Annotated in this window: 16 protein-coding genes; 4 read left to right on the top strand and 12 right to left on the bottom strand. The window is 72.8% G+C overall.

Features of this window, described 5'->3' with window-relative positions:
* Positions 1-31: 31 nt before the first annotated feature.
* Positions 32-2386, bottom strand: a complete 2355-nt coding sequence (locus tag BM424_RS13840; protein ID WP_093417331.1) for a xanthine dehydrogenase family protein molybdopterin-binding subunit — start codon at positions 2384-2386, stop codon at positions 32-34.
* Positions 2387-2601: 215 nt separating this feature from the next.
* Here BM424_RS13840 and BM424_RS13835 point away from each other — a divergent pair, with 215 nt between their 5' ends.
* Positions 2602-4005, top strand: a complete 1404-nt coding sequence (locus BM424_RS13835) for an Nramp family divalent metal transporter (protein WP_093417328.1) — start codon at positions 2602-2604, stop codon at positions 4003-4005.
* 242 nt (positions 4006-4247) lie between these two features.
* Positions 4248-5408: a MalY/PatB family protein gene (locus BM424_RS13825; protein ID WP_093417325.1), complete on the top strand. Its 1161-nt coding sequence runs from the start codon at positions 4248-4250 to the stop codon at positions 5406-5408.
* A 9-nt stretch (positions 5409-5417) separates the two neighbouring features.
* Here BM424_RS13825 and BM424_RS13820 read toward each other — a convergent pair whose 3' ends face one another.
* Complete coding sequence (locus BM424_RS13820; RefSeq protein WP_093417323.1) at positions 5418-6809, bottom strand: amidase; 1392 nt, start codon at positions 6807-6809, stop codon at positions 5418-5420.
* Between the two features lie 13 nt (positions 6810-6822).
* Entirely contained in the window at positions 6823-7017 is a 195-nt protein-coding gene (locus BM424_RS29465) for a hypothetical protein (RefSeq protein WP_093417320.1), read from the bottom strand.
* A gap of 276 nt (positions 7018-7293) precedes the next feature.
* On the opposite strand from BM424_RS29465, the gene BM424_RS13810 reads away from it, so the two are divergent.
* Positions 7294-8139, top strand: coding sequence for an SGNH/GDSL hydrolase family protein (locus BM424_RS13810; protein ID WP_245775842.1), 846 nt, complete (start codon positions 7294-7296; stop codon positions 8137-8139).
* On the opposite strand, the gene BM424_RS13805 is transcribed toward BM424_RS13810, so the two are convergent.
* From BM424_RS13805 to BM424_RS13785, 5 genes are all read right to left on the bottom strand, one after another.
* Entirely contained in the window at positions 8105-10729 is a 2625-nt protein-coding gene (locus tag BM424_RS13805) for a family 78 glycoside hydrolase catalytic domain (protein ID WP_093417317.1), read from the bottom strand. The genes BM424_RS13810 and BM424_RS13805 overlap by 35 nt on opposite strands.
* 9 nt (positions 10730-10738) lie before the next feature.
* Complete coding sequence (locus BM424_RS13800) at positions 10739-11989, bottom strand: MFS transporter (protein WP_093417315.1); 1251 nt, start codon at positions 11987-11989, stop codon at positions 10739-10741.
* 382 nt (positions 11990-12371) lie between these two features.
* Positions 12372-14789 (bottom strand): ATP-dependent helicase HrpB, encoded by a 2418-nt coding sequence (hrpB, locus tag BM424_RS13795; RefSeq protein WP_093417313.1) that lies wholly within the window; start codon positions 14787-14789, stop codon positions 12372-12374.
* Positions 14790-14803: 14 nt separating this feature from the next.
* A complete protein-coding gene (locus BM424_RS13790; RefSeq protein ID WP_093417310.1) occupies positions 14804-16423 on the bottom strand; it encodes an amidohydrolase in 1620 nt (539 codons plus the stop codon).
* Positions 16424-16658: 235 nt separating this feature from the next.
* On the bottom strand, positions 16659-17198 hold the full coding sequence (locus tag BM424_RS13785; protein WP_093417308.1) for an FxsA family protein: 540 nt from the start codon (positions 17196-17198) through the stop codon (positions 16659-16661).
* 188 nt (positions 17199-17386) lie between these two features.
* Here BM424_RS13785 and BM424_RS13780 point away from each other — a divergent pair, with 188 nt between their 5' ends.
* On the top strand, positions 17387-18454 hold the full coding sequence (locus BM424_RS13780; RefSeq protein WP_093417305.1) for a GDSL-type esterase/lipase family protein: 1068 nt from the start codon (positions 17387-17389) through the stop codon (positions 18452-18454).
* Positions 18455-18487: 33 nt separating this feature from the next.
* Here BM424_RS13780 and BM424_RS13775 read toward each other — a convergent pair whose 3' ends face one another.
* From BM424_RS13775 to BM424_RS13760, 4 genes are all read right to left on the bottom strand, one after another.
* The gene (locus BM424_RS13775) at positions 18488-18958 is read right to left on the bottom strand and encodes an Lrp/AsnC family transcriptional regulator (protein WP_175548086.1); all 471 of its coding nucleotides are present in this window, start codon (positions 18956-18958) and stop codon (positions 18488-18490) included.
* Positions 18955-20088: a M24 family metallopeptidase gene (locus BM424_RS13770; RefSeq protein WP_093417303.1), complete on the bottom strand. Its 1134-nt coding sequence runs from the start codon at positions 20086-20088 to the stop codon at positions 18955-18957. Before BM424_RS13770 ends, BM424_RS13775 begins: the two co-directional genes overlap by 4 nt.
* Positions 20089-20146: 58 nt before the next feature.
* Positions 20147-21682 (bottom strand): glycoside hydrolase family 32 protein, encoded by a 1536-nt coding sequence (locus BM424_RS13765; RefSeq protein ID WP_093417300.1) that lies wholly within the window; start codon positions 21680-21682, stop codon positions 20147-20149.
* Positions 21683-21784: 102 nt separating this feature from the next.
* Positions 21785-22060, bottom strand: coding sequence for an HPr family phosphocarrier protein (locus tag BM424_RS13760; RefSeq protein WP_093417298.1), 276 nt, complete (start codon positions 22058-22060; stop codon positions 21785-21787).
* Positions 22061-22083 lie beyond the last annotated feature (23 nt).

Here is a 22083-nt window from a genome sequence, read left to right as displayed (position 1 = left end):
TTGTCGCCGCCCGGATCTCGGGTCCCGGCGATCAGACGACGGCCTCCTCCTCGTCCGGGGTGTCGTCGGGGCGCAGCGGCAGGGTGGCGAAGGCCGCCGGGGGTTCCTGCCAGTACGCCGCCGAGGCGCCGTCGCGGATGGCGCGCCAGACCCGCTCCGGGGTGGCGGGCATGTCGACGTGGCGGACGCCGAGGTGCTTGAGGGCGTCGACGACGGCGTTCTGCACCGCCGGGGTCGACCCGACCGTCGCCGACTCGCCGATCCCCTTGGCGCCCAACGGGTTCAGCGGCGTGAGCGTCTCGGTGTTGGACGCCTCGAAGAACGGCAGCTCGGCCGCCGACGGGATCGAGTAGTCGGCCAGCGTCGCGGTCTCCGGGTTGCCGTCGGCGTCGAAGGTGACCTGCTCCCACAGCGCCTGGGCGATGCCCTGCGCGGCGCCGCCGTGCTGCTGGCCGCGCACCAGCAGCGGGTTGAGCACCCGCCCGCAGTCGTCGACGGCGATGTGCCGCAGCGGCGTCACCTGGCCGGTCTCGACGTCGATCTCCACGACCGAGACGTGCCCGCCGAACGGGAACGTCGCCCCGTCCGGGGCGAAGTCGACGTTGGCGGCCAGCCGCTCGTCCTCCACCGCGGCGACCACCTCGGCCCAGGTCACGGTCGCGCTGGGCACACCGGCCACGCCCAGCTCGCCGGCCTCGGTCACCTCGATGTCCTCGACACCGGCCTCCAGCCGGGACGCGGCGATCTCCTTGGCGCGCCGCAGCACCTCGGTGCCGGCCTGGCGCACGGCGCTGCCGCCGATCTGCAGCGAGCGGGACCCGCCGGTGCCGCCGCCGCGCGGGACCTCGGAGGTGTCGGACTGGATGAACTCGATCTTGTCGACCGGGATGCCGAGCGTGTCGTTGACGATCATCGCGAAGGCCGTCGCGTGCCCCTGGCCGTGCGCGGAGGTGCCGACCCGGATGCGGGCGCCGTCGGCGTGCACCTCGACCTCGGCGTACTCGCCCGAACCGCCGCCGGTGATCTCGACGTAGGCGCTGACCCCGATGCCCAGCAGCTTCGTCTCGCCTGCTTCGATGCGGCGGGCCTGCTCGACGCGCAGCTCCTCGTAGCCCGCCAGCCGCAGCGCCTCGTCGAACGGCACCGCGTACTCACCGCTGTCGTAGGTGGCGCCGGTGACCGTCTTGTACGGGAAGCTGTCCGGGACCAGGAAGTTCTTGCGCCGCAACGCGACCGGGTCCATCTCCAGCTCGGCGGCGGCCAGGTCCATCATCCGCTCGACCATCGCCGCGGACTCCGGCCGTCCCGCCCCGCGGAACGCGCCGACGGGCGTGGTGTTGGTCAGCGAGGCGATGCCGTCGTAGCTGATCCGCGGGATCGCGTAGACGCCCTGGGCCATGGTGCGCGTCGGGCCCAGCGCCAGCGAGCCGCCGAACCCGGCGTAGGCGCCGCAGTCGCCGACGACGCGGCAGCGCATGCCGACGATCTCGCCGTCGCGGCGCAACCCCAGCTCGGCGTACTGCACCTGGCCGCGCCCGTGCGGCATGCCCTGCATGTTCTCCGAGCGGCCCTCGACCCAGCGCACCGGGCGCCCCAGCTTCAGGGCGAGCCCGACGGCCACCACGTGCTCGGAGATCGCCCCGGCCTTGCCGCCGAAACCACCGCCCACGTGCGGGGCGATGACCCGCACCCGCTCGGCGTCGAAGCCGAAGGCCTTGGCCAGACCGGCGCGCACGCCGTGCGGCATCTGCGTGGAGACGTGCACGGTGATGTCGTGGTCCTGCTCGGGTCCGCCCGGCTGGACCGCGACGGCGTTGCCCTCCAGCGGGACCACGGCCACGCGCTGGTTCTCGATCCGCGCCCGCACCACCACGTCCGCGCCGTCGAGCGCGGAATCGCCTGCGCGGTCGCGATATCCGGCGGCGATGTTGGAACCGAGCTCGGGGAACTGCAACTCCGCGTCGGCGTCGAGGGCGCGCTCGAGGTCGGCGACCACGGGCAGTTCGCGGTAGTCGACGTCGACGAGCTCGAGCGCGTCGGCCACGGCCGCGGCGGACTCGCCGACGACGACGGCGACGGGTTCACCGACGAAGCGCACCCGGTCGGTGGCCAGCGGCGGGCGCTTGACGTTCGGGTTCACCTCCACGAACGGCGGTGGCACCGGCAGGTCCAGGTCGGCGGCCACGTAGGCGCCGACGACACCGGGCGCCGCGGCGGCCTCGGCGGTGTCGATGCCGACGATCTCGGCGTGCGCGACGTGCGAGCGCACGAACCCGATGTGCAGCAGGCCGTCGGCCGCGAGGTTGCCGATGTAGGTGCCCCGGCCGCGGAGCAGGTCGGGGTCTTCGACCCGCTGAACTTCAGTCCCGAGAAGCGAACCAACCATGCGAAAAACCCTATCCCTCCGGACGGCCACCGGCAGTGACCGAAAACCGCGTCGCAGGAGGTGATCAACGGTTTTCGGGGCCCCGGAATTCCCGATCGCCCGGATCGATTGACCGGCCCCGTTCGCGTGGGTAGCTTTTCACAACCGTACGAAAGTTTCACAACCGTGAAAATCGCGTGTCTTTCGCACAACCTCTAGGCACAAGGGAGTGCCCGATGGGAACCAAGGTCGCGACCACAAACGGCGATCCCTACCTCCTGACCGCCGACGGCATCAAGGAACCACCCACCGGCTGGGCGGGCAGCCTGCGCTACCTCGGGCCCGGCCTGATCGTCAGCGCCTCGATCGTCGGCTCCGGCGAGCTCATCGCCACCACCGCGCTCGGCGCGAAGGTCGGATTCGTCCTGCTGTGGATGGTGATCCTGTCCACCGCCGTGAAGGTCGCGGTGCAGGCCGAGCTCGCGCGCTGGACGATCCTCACCGGCAAACCCGCGCTGACCGGCTTCAACGAGGTACCGCCCCGGATCGGCCGGATCGGCTGGATCAACGTGCTGTGGATCCTCATGGCGCTGTCGAAGTTCCTGCAGATCGGCGGCATCGTCGGCGGCACCGCCTCCGCGCTGAGCATGCTCATCCCCGTCGGCGGCGATCCGCTCAGCGCCACCTCGCTGGGCGTGTGGACCGCCATCGTGGTGGCCGGCAGCATCGCGCTGCTGTACTCCAACCGCTACAGCCTCATCGAGCGCGGCGCGTTCGCGCTGGTCGTGGTGTTCTCCATCGCCACCGTGGTCATCGCGCTCGGCCTGCCGTTCACGCCCTTCAGCTACGGCGGCGGCGACGTGCTCAGCGGCCTGACCTTCACCATCCCGGCGGGCGCGATCGGCGCGGCGGTGGCGATGTTCGGCATCACCGGCGTCGGCGCCGACGAGATCACCTTCTACACCTACTGGTGCGTGGAGAAGGGCTACGCCCGCTGGGTCGGTCCCAACGACGGCTCCGACGAGTGGAAGGCGCGGGCCCAGGGCTGGATCCGCGTGATGTACAAGGACGTCTTCGTCTCCTGGATCATCTACACGGTCGGCACGCTGGCGTTCTTCATCATGGGCGCGGCGGTGCTGCACCCGCAGGGCCTGGTGCTCGAGGGCAACGAGATGATCACCACGCTCTCCCAGATGTACACCGACGTCATCGGCGAGTGGGCGGCCATCGGCTTCCTGATCGGCGCGATCGCGGTGCTCGGCTCCACCCTGTGGGCCTCGATCCCCAGCTGGTCGCGGATGTACACCAACGTGCTGGCCACCCTCGGCGTGCTGGACTGGAACAACCAGGCGGCGCGGGAGAAGTGGGTGCGCGGGTTCATCGTCGTGCTGCCGATCCTGTGGGGCGCGACGTACCTGTCGATCTCCTCACCGGTGGTGATGGTGCAGATCGGCGGCGTGGCGACCGGCATCTTCCTGCCCGCCGTGGTCGTCGCGACCTGGTACCTGCGCAGGACCCAGGTCGACCCGGAGCTGCACGGCGGACGCTGGTTCAACGTGATCCTGCTGATCAGCAGCGTGGCCATCACGCTGCTGGGCCTCTACAGCCTGCTCAAGGTGTTCGGCCTCGGCGGCGACTGAGGAAATCGGTGGACACGACGACGAGAATCGTCGCGTCCACTGCCGAGCTCAAGCGGTGGTGCGCTGCTCGACGAGGTCGAGCGGCGCGCCACCGCTCTCGGCTACCGCGCGATCCGGCTGGACACCCGGTCCGATCTGGTCGAGGCCCGTGGTCTGTACGCTACGCGCGGTTACGCCGAGATCCCGGCTTACAACGACGCCCGCTACGCCTCACACTGGTTCCAGTAGGACCTGCGGAGAGGATGAGTGTGGGCAACGCTTTCGACCCGAGCATCGAGGAGCTGCGTGCGCGCGGCGGTCTCAAGTGGACGCTGCACGGCGACGCGATCGGCGCTTTCGTCGCCGAGATGGACTTCGGCACCTCCCCCGCCGTGCTGGAGGCGCTGCACGCCGGTGTCGACTCGCTCAACTTCGGCTACCTGCCGCCCCGGCTGACCGCCGAGATGTCCCGGGCGTGCGCCGACTACCAGGAGAAGCAGCACGGCTGGCGGGTCGATCCGGAGCGGGTCCACGCGATCCCCGACGTGATCCGGGCGCTGACTCTCACCATCGAGCACTTCAGCGAACCGGGCAGCAAGGTCATCCTGCCCACCCCGGCCTACATGCCGTTCCTGAAGGTGCCGGGCGGGCTGGAGCGCGAGCTCATCACCGTCCCGATGGTCGACGACGGCGAGCGGTTCGTCCTCGACCTCGACGGCCTGGACGCGGCGTTCCGGGCGGGCGGGAACCTGCTAGTGCTGGTCAACCCGCACAACCCGCTGGGCCGCGTGTTCACCCCGCAGGAGCTGACCGCGGTCTGCGAGGTCGTCGACCGCCACGGCGGCCGGGTGTTCTCCGACGAGATCCACGCGCCGCTGGTCCACGAAGGACACCGGCACACGCCCTACGCGTCGCTGTCGGACACCGCCGCCGGGCACACGATCACCGCGGCCTCGGCGTCGAAGGCCTGGAACCTGCCGGGCCTGAAGTGCGCCCAGCTGCTGCTGTCCAACGACGCCGACGCCGAGGTCCTGGACTCCCTCGGCCCGCACGTGACCGAAGGCGCCTCCAACCTCGGCGTCGTCGCCAACACCGCCGCCTACACCTCCGGGCAGCCGTGGCTGGACGAGGTGCTCGACCACCTCGACGGCAACCGCCGCGCCGTCACGTCGCTGCTGGCCGAGCACCTGCCCGAGGTCGGTTACCGGCAGCCGGAGGGCACCTACCTGGCCTGGATGGACTTCCGCGCCCTCGACGTGGGCGACCACCCCGGCGAGTTCTTCCACGAGCGCGCCGGGATCGTGCTCACCGACGGGCCGGCCTGCGGCGAGGAGGGACGAGGCCACGCCCGCCTCAACTTCGCCACCCCGCGCCCGATCCTCGACCGCATCATCACCGGTCTCGCCGAGGCGGTCCGGAGCTGATCCCAGCACTCACAGCGGTGCGATGCGCCCCACCACGTCGCCGACCTGCTCCAGGGCGTAGCCGACCTGCAGCACCTCGGCCTCGTGGAACGGTTTCCCGATGATCTGCACGCCGATCGGCAGGCCGTCGGCGCTGAAGGCCGCCGGGACCTGCAGCGCGGGCAGGCCGGTGACGTTCGCCGGCGCCGACATCCGGCTGTAGGCGCTGGTGGCGCTCTCCACCGCGCCGTCGTCCCAGCGGAAGAACGGGTCGTCGCGGGGCACGGCCGGACCCGGCAGCGTCGGCGCCAGCAGCACGTCCAGGTCGGCGAAGGCGTCCCGCCACGCCTCCTGAATGCGGGTGCGCAGCCGCAGCGCGTTGATGTAGTCGGTGGCCAGCTGCGCCTCGCCGGTCTCGATGAGCGCCCGGACCTCGTCGGTGAACAGCTCCGGGGACTCGCGCATCGCCTCCCGGTGGTAGGCGCTGGCCTCGGCGCTGCAGATCCCCCACTCCGCCGCGAGCAGGTACTCGGCCAGCGGCAGCTCGACCTCCACCAGCCGCGCGCCCAGCGACTCCAGCTCCAGCGCGGCCCGGCGGGTCGCCTCCCGGACCTCCCCGGTGACGTGGTCGGTGTAGAAGTTCGTCGGAACACCGATGCGCTTGCCCGCGACCCCGGCGTCGATACCGGTCACGAAGTCCGGTTCGCCGAGCTCCACGGTCGCCGGATCGCGCCGGTCGTAGCCGGACATCGCCGCCATCACCAGGCCCGCGTCGGTGACGTTGCGGGTCAGCGGCCCGACGTGGTCCAGCGACCACGACAGCGACGCCACCCCGAACCGCGAGGCGCGGCCGAAGGTCGGTTTCAGCCCGACCACCCCGCACACGCTAGCCGGGATGCGGATCGAACCGCCGGTGTCGCTGCCCAGGGCCACGTGCACCACCCCGGCACCGACGGCCGCGCCCGAACCACCGCTGGACCCGCCGGGAACGCGCGCCGGGTCCCACGGGTTTCCGGTGGTGGGAGTGGTGGCGCCGTAGGCGAACTCGTGGGTCTCGGTCTTGCCGATCAGCACCATGCCCGCCTCGTAGAGCCTGCTCACGGCGGCGCTGTCGGTGTCGGGCACGTGCCCGGCGCGCACCTTCGAGCTGCACGTGGTGGGCACCCCGGCGGTGTCGTAGAGGTCCTTCACGCCCAGCGGCACGCCGTGCAGCGGTCCGCGGTGCTCACCCGCGGCGATCTCGGCCTCGGCCTTGAGGGCCTGGCCGCGCGCGATGTCCTCGGTGACCGTGACGAACGCGGTGATCGACGGCTCGACCCGGGCCAACCGGTCCAGCGAGGAGTCGACGACCTCGACCGGGGAGAGTTCGCGCGTGCGGATCTTCTCGGATATCTCGCTCAGCGGGAGCTCGTAGATGTCCACGCCGCAACCCCTCTCAGTCCCAGGACGCCTTGAAGGCGGTGGCGGGCGAGGTCTCGCCGAGCTCCCGCGCCGCTCCCTGCCGGATGAGCGCGAGCGTGCCGGCGTAGGTCTCGTAGTGGGTGGTGAGCCGGTCGGCGGACATGGGCAGCTGGGCGTAGTCGAAGACGGTCGCGAGCTGGTCGTAGGTGGGGGTGAACTCCTGTCCCATCGCAGTGCTCCTTCGAGTGTGGCCGCATGGCAACTCGACCCCAGTAGAGACCTCCGGGTTTTCCTCCGCGTTAGCACCGCGTTTCCGACTGCGACGCCCTCGCCAGGGGAAAGTTTTTCCTCGAATTGTCCCGACATTTCGGGCATCGATCACGGGTGATTCGAGGAAAAACCGTCCCCTGCCGCGCTCCGCGGACACCGGAGTTTTCGCCCAAGAGTCGTTCCGGCTTCACCCTCGTCTTACCCCTCCACGAGCTGCCCGGCTCACGATGATCCGGTGCACGACGCGATGACGGCCGGGTTCCCCGGCTCGCGAAGAGTCCGCAGCCTCGCGGTGCTCGGCGACTCCGTGGCCGCGGGCATGGGCGACCCGATCGCGGGCGGCCGGTGGCGCGGCTTCGCGCCGCTGCTGGCCGAGGCCGTCGAGGCCGCCCGCTTCACCAACCTCGCCACCAGCGGCGCGCGGGTCGCCGAGGTCTGGCGGGCTCAGCTGCCCGCCGCGCTGCGGGTGGCGCCGGACGCGGCGGTGGTGATGGTCGGCATGAACGACACGATGCGCTCCGACTTCGACCCGCTGCTGCTGCGCGACCGGCTCGACCACGTGGTGCGCTCGCTGGTGTCGGCGGGCGCGGCCGTGGTGACGATCCGCTACCACGACCACGCCCGCGTCTTCCGGCTTCCCGGCCCGCTGCGACGCCTGCTCAACCGGCGCATCGACGCCCTCAACCGCATCCTCACCTCGGTCGCCGAGACCCACGGCGCGGCCGTGGTGGACCTCGACCGGCTGCCCGGCGCCTACCACCGCGCGGCCTGGAGCGTCGACCGGCTGCACCCCTCCGAGCTGGGCCACCGGATGCTGGCCGCCGCCTTCGCCGCCGGACTGGCCGCCCAAGGCCTGGCGGTGCCCGTGGAGGTGTCGCTGACCTGCTCCGGCGGTGTTCCGGTGACCCGCCTCGACCACGTCCGGTGGCTGCTGATCAAGGGCGTGCCGTGGGTGCTCAGCCGGGCTCGAGACCTCGCGGCCTTCTCGCTGATCTCGCTGGGCCGCAAGGTCTTCCGGCAGCCGCGACGCGAGGTCCCGGTCTGCCCTACCGATCCCTCCCGGGTGTGGCCGGCCGGCTGATGCCGTGCCGCCCCGCGGGCAACCGGGACGGCGGCTGCCCCGGCAACCGCACGGTCGCCACACTGCCCTCGGGGACCTCCACCTCGAAATCCCAGGTGTCCTCATCGCGCCGCCACACGACCCCGGCGTGCCCGTGCGGAGTGGTGTGCCGGATGTCGGCCCAGGTCACGCGGTCGTCGTGGACCGGGGCGATGTCGAAGGTCCGCCACCCGGGACTGGTGGGGCGCAACCCGCCGACGCGCTGCTGGAGCCACGCCGAGGCGGCGCCGAGGAAGTAGTGGTTGTGCGAGCGCGCGTCGGCGTCCCACGACTCCATCAGCGTCTCCATCCCGAGCCGCTGCCAGATTCCCCACCCGGGCCGGTCCGGCCTGGTCGCCACGGTGATCGCCAGATCCGCGCGACCCACGTCGGCCAGCACCGGCAGCAGGTGCTTGGCCGCCACCGCCCCGCAGTCCAGATGCCCGCGGCTCCGGTACTCGACGTGGTCGACGAGACCGGCGCCCACGGCACCGGCCACGTAGGTCGGTACCGCCCCGAAGGCCAGCGGCAGCACGTTCATCGACTGCCGGTACCCGGCCGAGGGCGACCGGTAGGAGGCGCTGGCCTCGTCGAAGAACTTCGCGTGGTAGGCGGCGGCGATCGTGCGACCGGCGTCGCGGTAGCGCTCGGCGTCGCCGTTCCAGCCCAGCACCTGGCAGATGTCGGCGGTGCGGGTGGCGACCCGGTAGAGCATCATCGTCGCCGTCGGCTCCGGTCCCTCCGGCGCGTGCCAGTGCCCCGGCGACAGCCAGTCCCCCCAGCTGTCGCCGCGCCACGCACCGCCCACCGACAGCTCCAGCAGCCGGTCGGTGTAGCCCCGGATCGGGTCGGCGTAGCGCTCCAGCACCGCGCGATCGCCGTACTCCCAGTACAGGTTCCACGGGATGAGCACCATCGAGGCGCTCCACGCCGGATCGGGTTCGCGGCCCCAGCCCGGGGTGGGCACGATCATCGGCACCATCCCGGTCTCGTCGCGCGCGTCGACGTGATCGTCGAGCCACTTGACCAGCGAGTCCTTCAGGTCGAAGTGGTGCAGCACCGCCTCGGTGACCAGGTGCGCGTCGGCGGTCCAGCCGTTCTTCTCGTACACCGGCGTGTCGGTGGGAACGCCGTGCAGGTTGTTCCGGAAGGTGCGCGCCGTGGCCGCGTCGATCCAGCTCAGCGTCTCGTCCTCGCACACGAACGAGCCGGCCTCGGCCACCGCGGTGGCCAGCCGCACCGCGCGCACGTCGCTGACCACGGCGTTGCCGCGGACCTGCACGCTCGCGTAGCGGAACCCCTTGTAGGAGAACTGCGGTTCCCAGCTCACCGCGCCGGAGCCGAGGACGTACCGGTCCACCTGGGACGGCCCGGCGGCCAGGACGTTGTCGGTGCGCGCGGTGCCGTCCTCGGCGAGCCGCTCGGCGTAGCGCACGACGACCTCGGCACCGGGCTCGCCCCGGACCGCACAGCGCAGCCGTCCGGCCAGGATGGTGCCGAAATCGTGCACCGTCACGTCCCCGACGATCGTTTCCCGTTGCGCCGCCAGCACTTCCGCGCGCCGGACCGGAGGCGCGACCGCCTCCCGCAGCCGCCCGCCCGGCGGGGCGACGACGACGGCCGGTTCCCAGCGGAGTTCGGTGCGCGCGTCGACGGTCTCACCGGTGTAGAGCAGGTCCTCGGTGGTCGGACCGGCCGCGACCTGCCAGTCCGGCCCGGAGGCCACGACGTGGCGGACGCCGTCGGCGTCGAGGTACTCCAGGTGCGCGAGCAGCACCGGTTCCCGGTGCCAGGGCGCCAGGTTCCAGCCCCACGTGTTGGCGCCGCGCGCGGCGTAGAAGCCGCGGCCGAGCTCGGCGGTGAGGGTGTTGCGGCCGCTCCGCAGCGCGACCTCGTAGGTGCGGTGCAGCACGGTGCGGTCGTAGTCGGTCTGGGCGGGTTCGAGGACGTCCTCGGTGACCTCCCGCCCGTTGAGCCGGAACACGCCGTACCCCAGGCCGACCGCGGTCAGCCTGGCCTCGCGCGCCCCCTCGGGGACGTCGAACTCGGTGTGGAACACGGGGTTGGGCGCGGGCACGGTGTCCACGCCGATCGCGCGCACACCGGGTTCGACCGAGCCGTCGCGCAGCGCCACGCCGTCCACCGGCAGCGGTGAAACCCCGTCGTCGGCAACGGTTTCCACGGGACGCCTGCGCGTGCGCCAGCCGACGCCGCCCCGGTCGACGGTCAGCTCGACGCGGTGCTCGCCCGGCTCGCCGGGTTCGGCGAGCTCCAGGTAGTGGGCGAACCGGTCCCACCGGAACCCGCCGACCTCGATGACCGCGCTCGCCAGGACCGCGCCCGATCCGTCCCGCAGCTCCAGCCTGCCGCGCGGGTCTCCCTCGCAGACCAGGTCGACCCCGACGGCGGTGAATCTGCCCGGCGCGGTGAAGGTCTGGCCGAGCGACTCACCCGGCCCGATCCAGGCCGTGTCATCGGAGTCGATCGAGCGGAGGACGCGGTGGGCCGGGTCGGTCCACCTGCCGATCCAGAGCGCGGAACGGTCGGGGCCGTCGGGGAGGTGCGAATCCACGAGTTCCTTTCACGTAGCGTTCTCATCGACCGAGGTGAGCTGTCGCGCACCCGGAAGTCGGGGAATCCAGAGGAGACCGATGCCGGCGGCGATCAGCGCCAGGACCGCGACACCGGCGAACGTGCCGCCCGCGCTGGCCGAGGCCGCGGCCGGGGTCGCGAAACCGGCCAGCGCCGCCACGATCCGGCCGAAGGCGATCGTGCACCCCTGCGCGGTGGTGCGCAGCAGCGTCGGGAACAGCTCCTGCGACCACACCTTGTAGAGGGTCTCCCCGGCGAAGGCGCTGCCCAGCCCGGACAGCAGCAGCGTCGCCAGCAGCGAGAACTCGCTGAAGCCCACCACCAGCGGGAACACCCACGCGAGCACGATGACCGCCGACCCGGCGGCGAACAGCGGGCGGCGGGCGGCGGTGTCGACGTAGCGCATGAACACCACTCCGGCGACCAGCCCGACGCCGAGACCGATGGTGCTGACCAGTGAGTAGGTGGCCACCTCACCGCCGCCGACGTTGACGTAGAGGAACGAGCCGAACTGGCCCATCGTGTTCGCGCCGACGTTCCACATCGCGTAGTACAGGGCGGTGGCCAGCAGTCCCAGCACCAGCGGTGGCCGCAGCAGCTGCGGGAGGTCCCGGAAGCGCACCGACTCCCCCGCGTCGGCGGCATCGCGGGCGCGGCGCCACTCGGCGGATTCGCGCACGGTCAGCCGCACTCCGAGCACCACCAGCGCGACCACGACGAGGTAGCCGAACAGGACGCGTCCGCCGGTGGCGCCGAATCCCGACAGCAGGGCGCTGAGCAGCATCGTCACCGCGATGCCGACGTTCCACAGCACCGAGGAGAACACCACGAGCGTGGCCTTGCGGCCCTCCGGCGCCTCCTCGTTGATCATCGCCAGCGACACCGGCAGGTCCGCTCCGATCGCCGATCCGATCACCGCGGCGCCGACGACCAGCAGCGCCGGACCGGCGGCCACGGCCAGCAGCAGCGCGCCGAGGGCGTAGGCGGCCAGCGACCAGGTGAAGACCCTGCGGCGGCCGAAGCGGTCGCCGAGCCGCCCGCCGACCAGCGCGCCGAGGGCGAACGACAGCGTCTGCACGCCGAGGATCACCCCGATCTGCCCGTCCGACAACGACATCGCATCGGGGTAGAGCGTGCCGACGACGATGCCGGCGGACACCAGCGCGCTGGAGTCGAGGAACGAGGCCATGCCGGCCGGTAGCGCGGTGCGCCACGGGCGGGCCGGTGTCGCGGTGTCCATCGAACGCTCCCGGGTCGAGGTGTCGACGACCTGTCCGCAGCGTGCACGGAATTCCTGAGCGGAGCTCAATTCTCATGCTAACGATCTACGGGCATCGCGGGTTCGGATTTTCGGGTGATGGTCCGGCCCTCAGTCAACGCGGCCGGAACAGCCGGTGCGACCTGTGGATACATCCACAGTGGTCGCTCAATGGTGTTGTCTTGCAGCCGGATTCGGAGAGTGACGTGAGGACCATCCGATCGTGCAGCGGTTTTTCGGTCGACTTCGCGGGCTCCGCCGGGGCACAATGGGCACACCAGTTCGATTGCTGCTTGACAACTCCACACAGCGCACAACGCGGAGCGGGCACGGCCCGGCTCGAGAACCCCACCGGCGCGGCCGGTCAGCGCCGCCGGTTGGTCCCCCGCGTCGGCGTCGCGTCGGTGGGGTCCTCGGGCCACGGGTGCTTCGGGTAACGGCCGCGCAGCTCGGCCCGCACCTGCGGATACCCGTTGCTCCAGAAGGATTCGAGGTCGCCGGTCACCGCGGCCGGCCGTCCGGCGGGCGAGAGCAGGTGCAGCACCACCGGCACCCGCCCGTCGGCGATGCGCGGTGCCCGCCGCCAGCCGAAGACCTCCTGCAGCTTGACCGGCAGCGCCGGTTGCTCGGCGCTGTAGTCGACCCGGATCCGCGAGCCGGAGGGCACGGCGATGCGGTCGGGCGCCAGCTCGTCCAGCCTGCCCACCTCCGACCACGGGACGAGCCGCCGCAGCGCCTCCCCCGCAGGCAGGTTCAGGTCCGCGCGGCGTCGCGCCTGGGACAGCTCCGGCTCCAGCCAGCGGTCCGCGGCCTCCAGCAGCGACCCGTCGTCCACGGCGGGCCACGGGTCGCCGATCGCCCGGTGCAGGAACGCCAGCCGCTGCCGCAACCGCCGCGCGTCCTCGCTCCACCGCAGCGGTTCCAGCGCCTCGGCGCGCAGGCCCTCCAGCAGGGCCCGGCGGACCCGCTCCGGATCGGGATCGCGCAGCGGCCGGGTCGTCAGCGGGATCGCGCCGAGCCGCCGCACCCGCACGGCGCGCACGTCGCCGTCGGCCCAGGAGATCTCGTCCTCCTCGCTCAGCAGCGCGGGAGCGGCGCGGCGCGCCAGCTCCTCGTCGGCCGGGGCGGCGAGCCGGATGACCCCGGCCGACCGCCCGGGCGCGCGGTCGGCGACGGCCACCGCCAGCCACTCCGAACCGCGCAGCGCCGAGGACGCGCGCAGCTCCACCGCGGTCCCGGAGGCCATCAGGTAGGTCGCGGAGTCCTCGTCCCGGCGCCGCGCCAGCCGCTCCGGCTGCGCCAGCGCCACCACCAGCGCCTCGTCGCCGTCACCGCCCGGCGCGTCGGGCACCTGCGCGGCGAGCCTGCGGACCTCCTCCCGCCACCGCTTCGCACCGGGCCCGCCGGAGCGCAGCCGCGACAGCGCGCCGATCACGTCGACCTCGTCGGTCAGGTTGTCGTTGTCGAGCAGCGCCACCACCTCAGCCGCCGCCTGGCGCCCGGCGCTGTCGGCACCGTCGAGCAGGGCGCGCGCCAGTCGCGGGTGCAGGCCGACACCGGCCATCCGCCTGCCCCGCTCGGTCACGGCCCCGGACTCGTCGAGGGCGCCGAGCCCCCGCAGCACCTCGCGCCCGGCGGCCAGGGCCCCGCTCGGCGGCACGTCCCACCACGACAGCGCCGCGCCGTCCGGAGTGCCCCAGCAGGCCAGTTCCAGCGCCAGCCGGGTGAGTTCGGCGGTGCGGATCTCCGGCTCGGGGTAGGCCGGGAGGGTGGAGTGCTCGTGCTCGGGCCAGCAGCGGTACACCACGCCCGGCCCCTGCCTGCCCGCGCGGCCGGCGCGCTGCTCGGCGACCGCGGCCGACACGCGCACGGTCGCCAGCCCGGACAGCCCGCGCCGGACGTCGGTCCGCGAGACCCGGGACAGCCCCGAGTCGACCACGGCCCGCACTCCGGGCACGGTCAGGCTCGACTCGGCGACGGCGGTGGCCAGCACGACCCGCCGTCGCGGCCCCTCGCGCAGCGCGGTGTCCTGCTGGGAGTGGGCCAGCCTGCCGTGCAGCGGCAGCACGTCCACATCGGACAGATCGGCGAGTTGCCCGGCCACCCGGCGGATCTCACCGGCACCGGGCAGGAAGACCAGCACGTCGCCGTCCTGCTCGGACAGCGCTGCGCGGGTCGCCCGCGACACCACCGACTCGGTGCGCTCCCCGCGCTGCGGCGCCACGTGCTCGACCCGCACCGGGTGCGTGCGGGCGTGCGCGTGCAGCACCGGCGCACCGTCGAGCAAGTCGGCCACGCGCTCGGCGGCCACCGTCGCCGAGGTCGCCAGCACCTTCAGGTCCGGGCGCAGCCCCTCGCGGGCGTCCAGCAGCAGCGCCAGCAGCAGGTCGGCGTCCAGGTGGCGTTCGTGGCACTCGTCGAGCACCACCACGTCCACCCCGGACAGCTCCGGGTCGGACTGCAACCGGCGCACCAGCAGACCCGAGGTCACCACCTCGACGGCCGTGTCCGGCCCGCGCTCGCGCTCGCCGCGCACCGAGTAGCCCACGCGCTGACCGACCCGCTCCCCCAGCAGCTCGGCCATGCGCCCGGCCGCGGCGCGGGTGGCCAGCCTGCGCGGTTCGGCGACCACGACCCGCAGCCCGGCCTCGGCCAGCGCCAGCGGCACCAGCGTGGTCTTGCCGGTGCCCGGCGGGGCGACGAGCACGGCGGTGCCGTGCTCGGTCAGCGCCGAGGTGACCTCACCCAAGACCGGGCGGACCGGGAGATCGGGGAACTCCATCGACGACCCGGGGTTCAGACGAGTTCGTCGTCTTCGGGGTCGTGCTGGAAGATCGTCCGGCCGCGCAGCACCGTGCGCAAGCAGCGCGGCATCGGCGCCTGCGGCGAGAGGTCGGGCAGCGGCGGCACGCCGGAGCGCGGATCGGTCGACCAGCGCTGCACCCGCGAATCGGTGGCGGCCACCACGAGCTCACCGGCGTCCCACACCGCGTAGGTCGCGGGAGCCCCGGGCACCAGCGTGCCGGTCACGCCGTCGTCGATCCCGGCGGCGCGCCAGCCGCCCCGGGTGTGCGCGGTGAACGCGGCGCGCGGCGAGATCCCGAACCCGTCGGTGCGGTGGTTGACCGCGGCCTGCACCGACCGCCACGGGTCCACCGGGGTGACCGGCGCGTCCGATCCGAGCGCCAGCAGCACGCCGTGGGCGGCCAGCTTCGAGAACGGGTTCAACCGGGTGCCGCGCGGCAGGCCCAGCCTGCGGGCGTACATGTCGCCGTCACCGCCCCAGGCGGCGTCGAAACCGGGCTGCACGGAGGCGACCACGCCGTAGGAGCCGAGCTCGGCGGCCTGCTCCTCGTCGATCATCTCCAGGTGCTCCAAGCGGTGCCGCACGCTCGCCAGCGCGGGCGCGCCGACGACCTCGGCGGCCTTGCGGAAACCCGCGCACACCTCGGCGACCCCGGCGTCGCCGATCACGTGGAACCCGGCCTGGATCCCGGCCCGCGTGCAGGCCACCAGGTGTTCGGCGACCGCGTCGGCGTCGAGGTAGAGCACCCCGGCCGTGCCCGGCTCGTCGGTGTAGGGCTCGCGCAGCGCGGCCGTGCGGGAACCGACGGCGCCGTCGACGAACAGGTCACCGGCCAGTCCCCGGGCGCCGAGCTCGCGGGCGCGCTCGACCGCGCCCAGCTCGCCCCAGTAGCCGACGACCTCGGGCACGCCGCCCTGCTGCGACAGGGCCAGCAGCTCCACCAGGTCCTCGGCACCGGAGATGTCCGGCCCGGCGCACTCGTGCACGCAGGCGACACCGCGGGCGGCGGCCTGCTGCAGGAACGCCAGCTGTGCCTCCTTGCGCTGGCCCGAGCCCAGCGCATCGCGGGCGGCGCGGCGGACGTGGTGGTGCGCGGCGCGGGTCAGCGGCCCGTCCTCGCTCCAGCCCTCGGCGTCGCGGGCCAGCGGGTCCAGGTCGACCAGCGCGGTCGACACCAGCGCGGAGTGCACGTCGATGCGCGAGAGGTACACCGGGGCACCGCCGGAAGCGGTGTCCATCTCCTCGCGCGTCGGAGGTCTCCGCTCGGGCCACCAGGTCTCGTCCCAGCCGTGCCCCCACACCAGGGCACCCGGGTACTCGGCCACGTGGTCGCGCAGCGCGTGCAGGAACTCGGTCAGCGAGGCGCAGCCCGTCAGGTCCAGGCCGCGCAGCAGCAGGCCGGTGGACGTGGCGTGAACGTGGGAGTCGACGAACGCGGGAGCGACGAACGCGCCTTCCAGGTCGACGACCTCGGCGTCGGGGTGCAGCGCACGGCCGACCTCGTCGGCGCCGAGCCACGAGATGACGCCGTCGGTGACGGCCATCGCGGTGGCGGCGGCGTCGGCGGGCGAGTGGATTCGGCCGCCGAGCAACAACGTGGTCTCGGGCATGTCCTTCGTGCTTTCCGCGTTCCGGGGTTCAACTGCGCAGTCCGCTCACGCCAGGCGGCTCAAGGCGCCGATCCCGTGATCGAACTCAGCCCCCGATCCGCACCGGCAACGATCGTTCTGACGAGCTTACCCGCACGAAGCGCCCGGCCTTGAACCTGCCGGGACAACGGAGAACACCAAGCTCAGCACGCACCCCGGCGACCCGCCCCGGAGAAACCCCGCCGCGCCGGGGGGATCAGCGCTGCGGCGGCTCGTCGAGGCGCTCGGCCTGCACCGACCGCGGCGGCAGGATGATCGGTGTGTCGCGCGGCGGGGTGTCGTCGGTCTCGTCGACGACCTCGCCGTCGATGAAATCGCCCTGTCCACCACCGGCGCGGCGGAACCGCTGCTGGTGCAGCCACACCTGGTCCTGCATCTGCTGGGCCCGCTTCTCGGCGGCGCGCATCATGCGCTTGCGCACCACCGCCCTGGTCGGCGGCAGGAGCAGCAGGAGCCCGGCGACGTCGCTGAGGAACCCGGGCAGCACGATCAGCAGCCCACCGGCCGCGATGAGCATCCCGTCGGAGATCTCCTTGTCGGCGGACCGGCGCAGCCGCGCAGCCTCGCGGACCTCGGCGAGGGTGCGGCGTCCCTCGCGGCGCAGCAGCCAGCTGCCCAGGACCGCGCCCAGCACGAGCAGGCCGAGCGTGGGCAGCAGCCCGATCGCCTGACCCATCGCGATCAGCACGGCGAGTTCGGCGACCCCGGCGATGAGGAGCAGCACGAGGATCGGCACCCAGGACCTCCAGTCGACACAGCGTTGCACCCGTTCAACGAACGAGGGGTCCGAAATTCTCCCAAACCGCCCCGCGACATTTCCGGCGAACCTCACACCGCGGGCGACGGCCCTCAGGAGGCCCCCGCGACCCGCCGCGATCGCAGGTGCCGGTGGGCGGCCGGAGGTGGCTTCGTAGACTCACGGTGATGCGGGCGCACAAGTCGAAATCGCTCATCCTCCTGCTCGTGGGAAGCCTGCTGGCCCTCGCGGTGCTGATCAGCGACCAGTACCTGCCGAGTCTGCCGTTGCAGCCCAAGCAGCTGCCGGCCGCCGTGGTGACGGTCGGTGACTCCACGCTGTCCGGTGAAGGCGGCGGCAACTACGAGGCGGGCACCAACGGCGAGCACGACAACTGGTGCCACCGCTCCCCCGCCGCCCCGGTCCACCAGCTGCGCCTGCCGCCGGAGGTCACCCGGATCAACCTGGCCTGCTCCGGCGCGCGCACCGACTCGCTGCTCGACGACCAGGAGTTCGTCGGGGCCGAGAAGTCCCAGTCGCGGCAGCTGGCCGAGCTGGCGCAGCGGTTCCGGATCACCGACGTGGTGGTGCAGATCGGCGCCAACGACGACCCGGGATTCACCGAGGTGGTCAACCAGTGCGTCGAGGCCTGGGCCCGCCGCGCTCCGCAGGGCTGCGCGGCGCAGCTGGAGGGCCAGTGGCCGCAGCGGGTGGAGCGGATGGAGCCGAAGGCGCTCGCCGCGGTCCGCGACATCCGCGAGGCGATGGACAGCGCCGGCTACACGCCCAGCAGCTACCAGCTGATCGTGCAGTCCTACGCCTCCCCGGTGGGCCCGGAGGTGCGGCCGGAGCTGCAGGGCCTGTCCGGGTGCCCGTTCCAGCCGAGCGACCTGGCGTGGATCCGCGACGTCGGCGTGCCGCAGCTCTCCGACGGGCTGCACGACGTGGCGCGCCAGGCCGGGGCGCGGTTCCTGGACCTCTCGCGGGCCGGCCACGGGCACGAGGCCTGCACGGGCGATCCGCGAACGGCCCGCGGCGAGTGGTTCACCCGGCTCACCGTGGACTGGGAGGCGCTCAAGGACGAGCAGCGCGCCCCGCACGCGATGCAGGAGTCCTTCCACGCCAACGCCGCCGGGCACGCGCAGCTGGCCCGCTGCCTCGGCGAGTTCCTGGCCACCACCGAGCCCGGCGCGGCCTGTCTGCCCGACGAGCGCGGCAACCTCACGGCCGTCCCGCTGACCGACGCCCACGGCTGACGCCCGCGGCCGCGCGAGCCGGCAACCCGCGAATCAGATTGCGGGCGGCCGGTTCTCGAACGGCGTGGACAGCACCACGGTGGTGCGGGTCGAGACCTTCGCCGCCTCGCGGATCTGGCGCAGCAGCTCCTCCAGGCCCAGCGGCGAGGCCACCCGCACCTGGAGGATGTAGGACTCGTCACCGGCCACCGAGTAGCAGGACTCGATCTCCGGCAGGTGCTGCAGCCGCTGCGGGTAGTCGTCCGGGGCGGCCGGGTCGATCGGGGTCAACGAGATGAACGCGGTCAGCGGCAGACCGATCTGCTCACCGTCCACCTTGGCCGTGTAGCCCTGCAGCGCGCCCCGCTGCTCCAGCCGCCGGACCCGCTGGTGCACGGCCGACACGCTGAGCCCGACGCGCTCGGCCAGCTCGGTGAAGCTGCACCTGCCGTCGCGCGCGAGCTCGCGCAGGATCGCCCGGTCGGTGGCCTCCAGGGCACCCGGGCCGGTGCTCCGTTCGCTCACGCCGGCAGCACCACCAGCTCGTGCGGCTGGTTGTTCACGCTCTCCACGCCGTCCTCGGTGACGATCACGATGTCCTCGATCCGCGCGCCCCACTTGCCCTGCTGGTAGATGCCGGGCTCGACGCTGAAGGCCATGCCGGCTTCCAGGACCAGGTCGTTGCCGCCGACGATGTAGGGCTCCTCGTGCACGTCCAGGCCGATGCCGTGCCCGGTGCGGTGCACGAAGTTCTCGCCGAACCCGGCCGCGGCGATGGGCTCGCGGGCGGCGGCGTCGATGGACTCGGCAGTGGCACCGGGCCGCACCGCGTCGACGGCGGCGCGCTGCGCGGCCTGCAGGACCGCGTAGGTCTCGCGCACGTCGGCCCCGGCGGGCTCGCCGACGGCGTAGGTGCGGGTGCAGTCGGAGTTGTAGCCGCTGGCGATCGGGCCGCCGATGTCGATGACCACCACGTCGCCGCGCTCGATGACCCGGTCGGACACCGAGTGGTGCGGGCTGGCGCCGTTGGAGCCGGAGCCGACGATGATGAACGCGGCCTCGGTGTGGCCCTCGGCGATGATGGCCTCGCCGATGTCGGCGCCGACCTCGGCTTCGGTGCGGCCGGGCTTGAGGAACTCGGCCATCCGGGCGTGCACCCGGTCGATCGCGGCGCCGGCGTCGCGCAGCGCCTGCAGCTCGGTGGCGTCCTTGCGCATCCGCAGCTCGCGCAGCACCGGCGAGGCCAGCACCTGCTCGGCGCCGGGGAGCTTGCCGCGCAGCGGGAGGGTGTGCAGGGCGGGCATCGCGTCGGCCAGGGCGATCCGCGACGGCGAGCCCAGCAGGTCGGCCACGATCCCGTGCGAGTCCTGGCCGTCGACCCAGGTCACGACGTCGATGCCGAGGTCATCGAGCGGCACGTCGGCGTAGCCGGGCGCCTCCAGCTTGGGCACCACGAGGGCGGGTCGGCCGTCGGCGGGCAGCACCAGGCAGGTCAGCCGCTCGTGCGACTCACCTCCGGCGCCCAGCAGATAGCGGAGGTCGGAGCCGGGCGTGATCAGCAGCGCGTCCAGGTCGGAGGCGGCAGCGGTCTTCGCGGCCCGGGTCAGGCGCGCGGCGAGCACGGCGGGGTCCTGCTGCAAGGAGACGGTGGCCATGGTCCAAGCCTAATCCCGGCGGGGTCGCCCGCCGATCGCGCGGTCCGGCCCGGCGTGCTCACGGGGTGAGATCGAAGACCTCCACCTCGACCTCGGCTCGCCCGCCGGCGGCGAACGGCGCGATCCGGTCGCTGCCGGGGTCCGGGAACACCAGGTCCGTCATGACCGCGCGCCCGTCTGCGGCGAACACCTCGACGCAGCTGCGGTCGGCGACCACGCGCAGGTCGAGCACGCCCTCGTCGACGATCAGGGGTGTGGTGTGGCAGGCCGGGAACTTTTCGCTGACGCGGGTGCCACCGGCGTCGGTCCGATCGACGAACAGCTCCCCGGCGGCCGCGTCGTAGCCGACCCGGGTGCGCCCACCGGGCCCGGCGAACACGTCCACCCCGACGACCGAGGCCGTGCCGATCCGGAAGGTGGCGACCACGTCGACCGCGCTGCCCCGGAACTCCGCACCGGTGCCGTCGGCGAGCGAGCCGCGCCACGCCCGCCGGTTGGCGCGCACCGCCGACAGCTCCGCGACCGGCCGCTGCACGAGCGCCACGCCATCACCGGCGGGGACGAGTCCCAGCTCGCGCGGTGTGCTCATCATCCCCCGCCACGGCGAGGTGGGGATCGCCTCGGCGTAGTCCCAGTTGCTGGTCCACCCCAGCCACAGCCGTCGGCCGTCGGACACGTCGGAGAACGACTGCGGGGCGTAGAAGTCCGCGCCCCGGTCGACCCAGCGGACCTCATCGGCCGGACCGTCGGAGGTGAAGGCGGTGCCGTCGAAGTCGCCGGTGAAGTACTGAGTGGCGGAACCGCCCGCGGGCCCGCCCGGGTTGATGCTCACGATCAGCACCCACCGGGTCCGGCCGGGATCACCGTCCACGGGCAGCTCGAACAGGTCGGGGCACTCCCACACGCCGCCGTGCGACCCGTGCTCGGCACCGAACTCGCTGAGCTGTTCCCACTCCCGCAGGTTCGCCGAGCCGTAGATCCCGATGCGGTCGCCCGCGGCGACCAGCAGCACCCAGCGGCCGGTCGGGGCATGCCAGAACACCTTGGGGTCGCGGAAGTCCTCGACCCCGGGGTTCGGGATCACCGGGTTGCCGGCGTGCTTGGTCCAGGTGCGACCGCGGTCGGCGCTGTGGGCGATGCACTGCTGCTGGGTCTCGCCCGCGCTCGTGTAGATCGCCACCAGACCGGGCTTCCCGCCGAAGAACCCGCTGGTGTCGTGGTGGTCGACGACGGCGCTGCCGGAGTAGATCGCACCGAGCTCGTCGGGTTCGAGCGCGACCGGAAGTTGTTCCCAGCGCACGAGATCGGTGCTCACCGCGTGCAGCCAGGACATGTTTCCCCACTGGTCGCCGTAGGGGTTGTGCTGGCCGAACAGGTGGTACTCGCCGTCGAAGAAGACGAGCCCGTTGGGGTCGTTGAGCCAGTCGCGCTCGGGCGAGAAGCGCACGGCCGGACGCCAGTGCGGCGTCTCGTCCGCGCGGGCCCGGCCGGGCGTAGTCAGGCCGCCGAGCGCGCTCAGGCCGAGCAGCGCTCCGGTGCTGATGAGGAATCGGCGGCGCGGCAGGTCGGGAAGGTGGTGGGCTCGTGGTCGCACTGGTGCTCCTCCGCTCCGGTTCCGTTGCCGTCGAGCGCTGCCGACCGGCTTCCCGCCGCCCGACGTCGTCGTGCCGGCGGGAAGCCGTGGATTCGCCTCAGATCAGGCCGGGGCAGCGTCGAGGTCCTGCTCCAGCAGCGCGGCGAGCTCGTCCAGCGAGGCCTCGTCGGCGCAGGTCAGCTCGACTTCCTCGCCGTGGTGGGCGCCGAGGCCCATCACGCCGAGGACGCTGGCCGCGTCGACCGGTTCGCCCGCCACGCCGTCGACGACCTTGGCGATCGTGACCGGCTCGGTGCGGGCGGCCGCGGCCTGGGCGAACAGGGCGGCGGGGCGTGCGTGCAGGCCGACGGAGGCGGCGATGCGGACGCGGCGGTGCATGCGGGTTCCTCTCGGAAGTCGTT

This window comes from Saccharopolyspora flava, assembly GCF_900116135.1.
GTDB classification, from domain to species: domain Bacteria; phylum Actinomycetota; class Actinomycetes; order Mycobacteriales; family Pseudonocardiaceae; genus Saccharopolyspora; species Saccharopolyspora flava.
This window is presented reverse-complemented; position numbering and strand designations above follow the sequence as displayed.

Bases quoted from the DNA above. Each gene is read 5' to 3' on its own strand.
- BM424_RS13790 (WP_093417310.1), bottom strand. From the start codon at position 16,423: ATGCCCGAGACCACGTTGTTGCTCGGCGGCCGAATCCACTCGCCCGCC.
- BM424_RS13840 (WP_093417331.1), bottom strand. From the start codon at position 2,386: ATGGTTGGTTCGCTTCTCGGGACTGAAGTTCAGCGGGTCGAAGACCCC.
- BM424_RS13770 (WP_093417303.1), bottom strand. From the start codon at position 20,088: ATGGCCACCGTCTCCTTGCAGCAGGACCCCGCCGTGCTCGCCGCGCGC.
- BM424_RS29465 (WP_093417320.1), bottom strand. From the start codon at position 7,017: ATGGGACAGGAGTTCACCCCCACCTACGACCAGCTCGCGACCGTCTTC.
- BM424_RS13825 (WP_093417325.1), top strand. From the start codon at position 4,248: ATGAGTGTGGGCAACGCTTTCGACCCGAGCATCGAGGAGCTGCGTGCG.
- BM424_RS13780 (WP_093417305.1), top strand. From the start codon at position 17,387: ATGCGGGCGCACAAGTCGAAATCGCTCATCCTCCTGCTCGTGGGAAGC.
- BM424_RS13800 (WP_093417315.1), bottom strand. From the start codon at position 11,989: ATGGACACCGCGACACCGGCCCGCCCGTGGCGCACCGCGCTACCGGCC.
- BM424_RS13760 (WP_093417298.1), bottom strand. From the start codon at position 22,060: ATGCACCGCCGCGTCCGCATCGCCGCCTCCGTCGGCCTGCACGCACGC.
- hrpB (WP_093417313.1), bottom strand. From the start codon at position 14,789: ATGGAGTTCCCCGATCTCCCGGTCCGCCCGGTCTTGGGTGAGGTCACC.
- BM424_RS13835 (WP_093417328.1), top strand. From the start codon at position 2,602: ATGGGAACCAAGGTCGCGACCACAAACGGCGATCCCTACCTCCTGACC.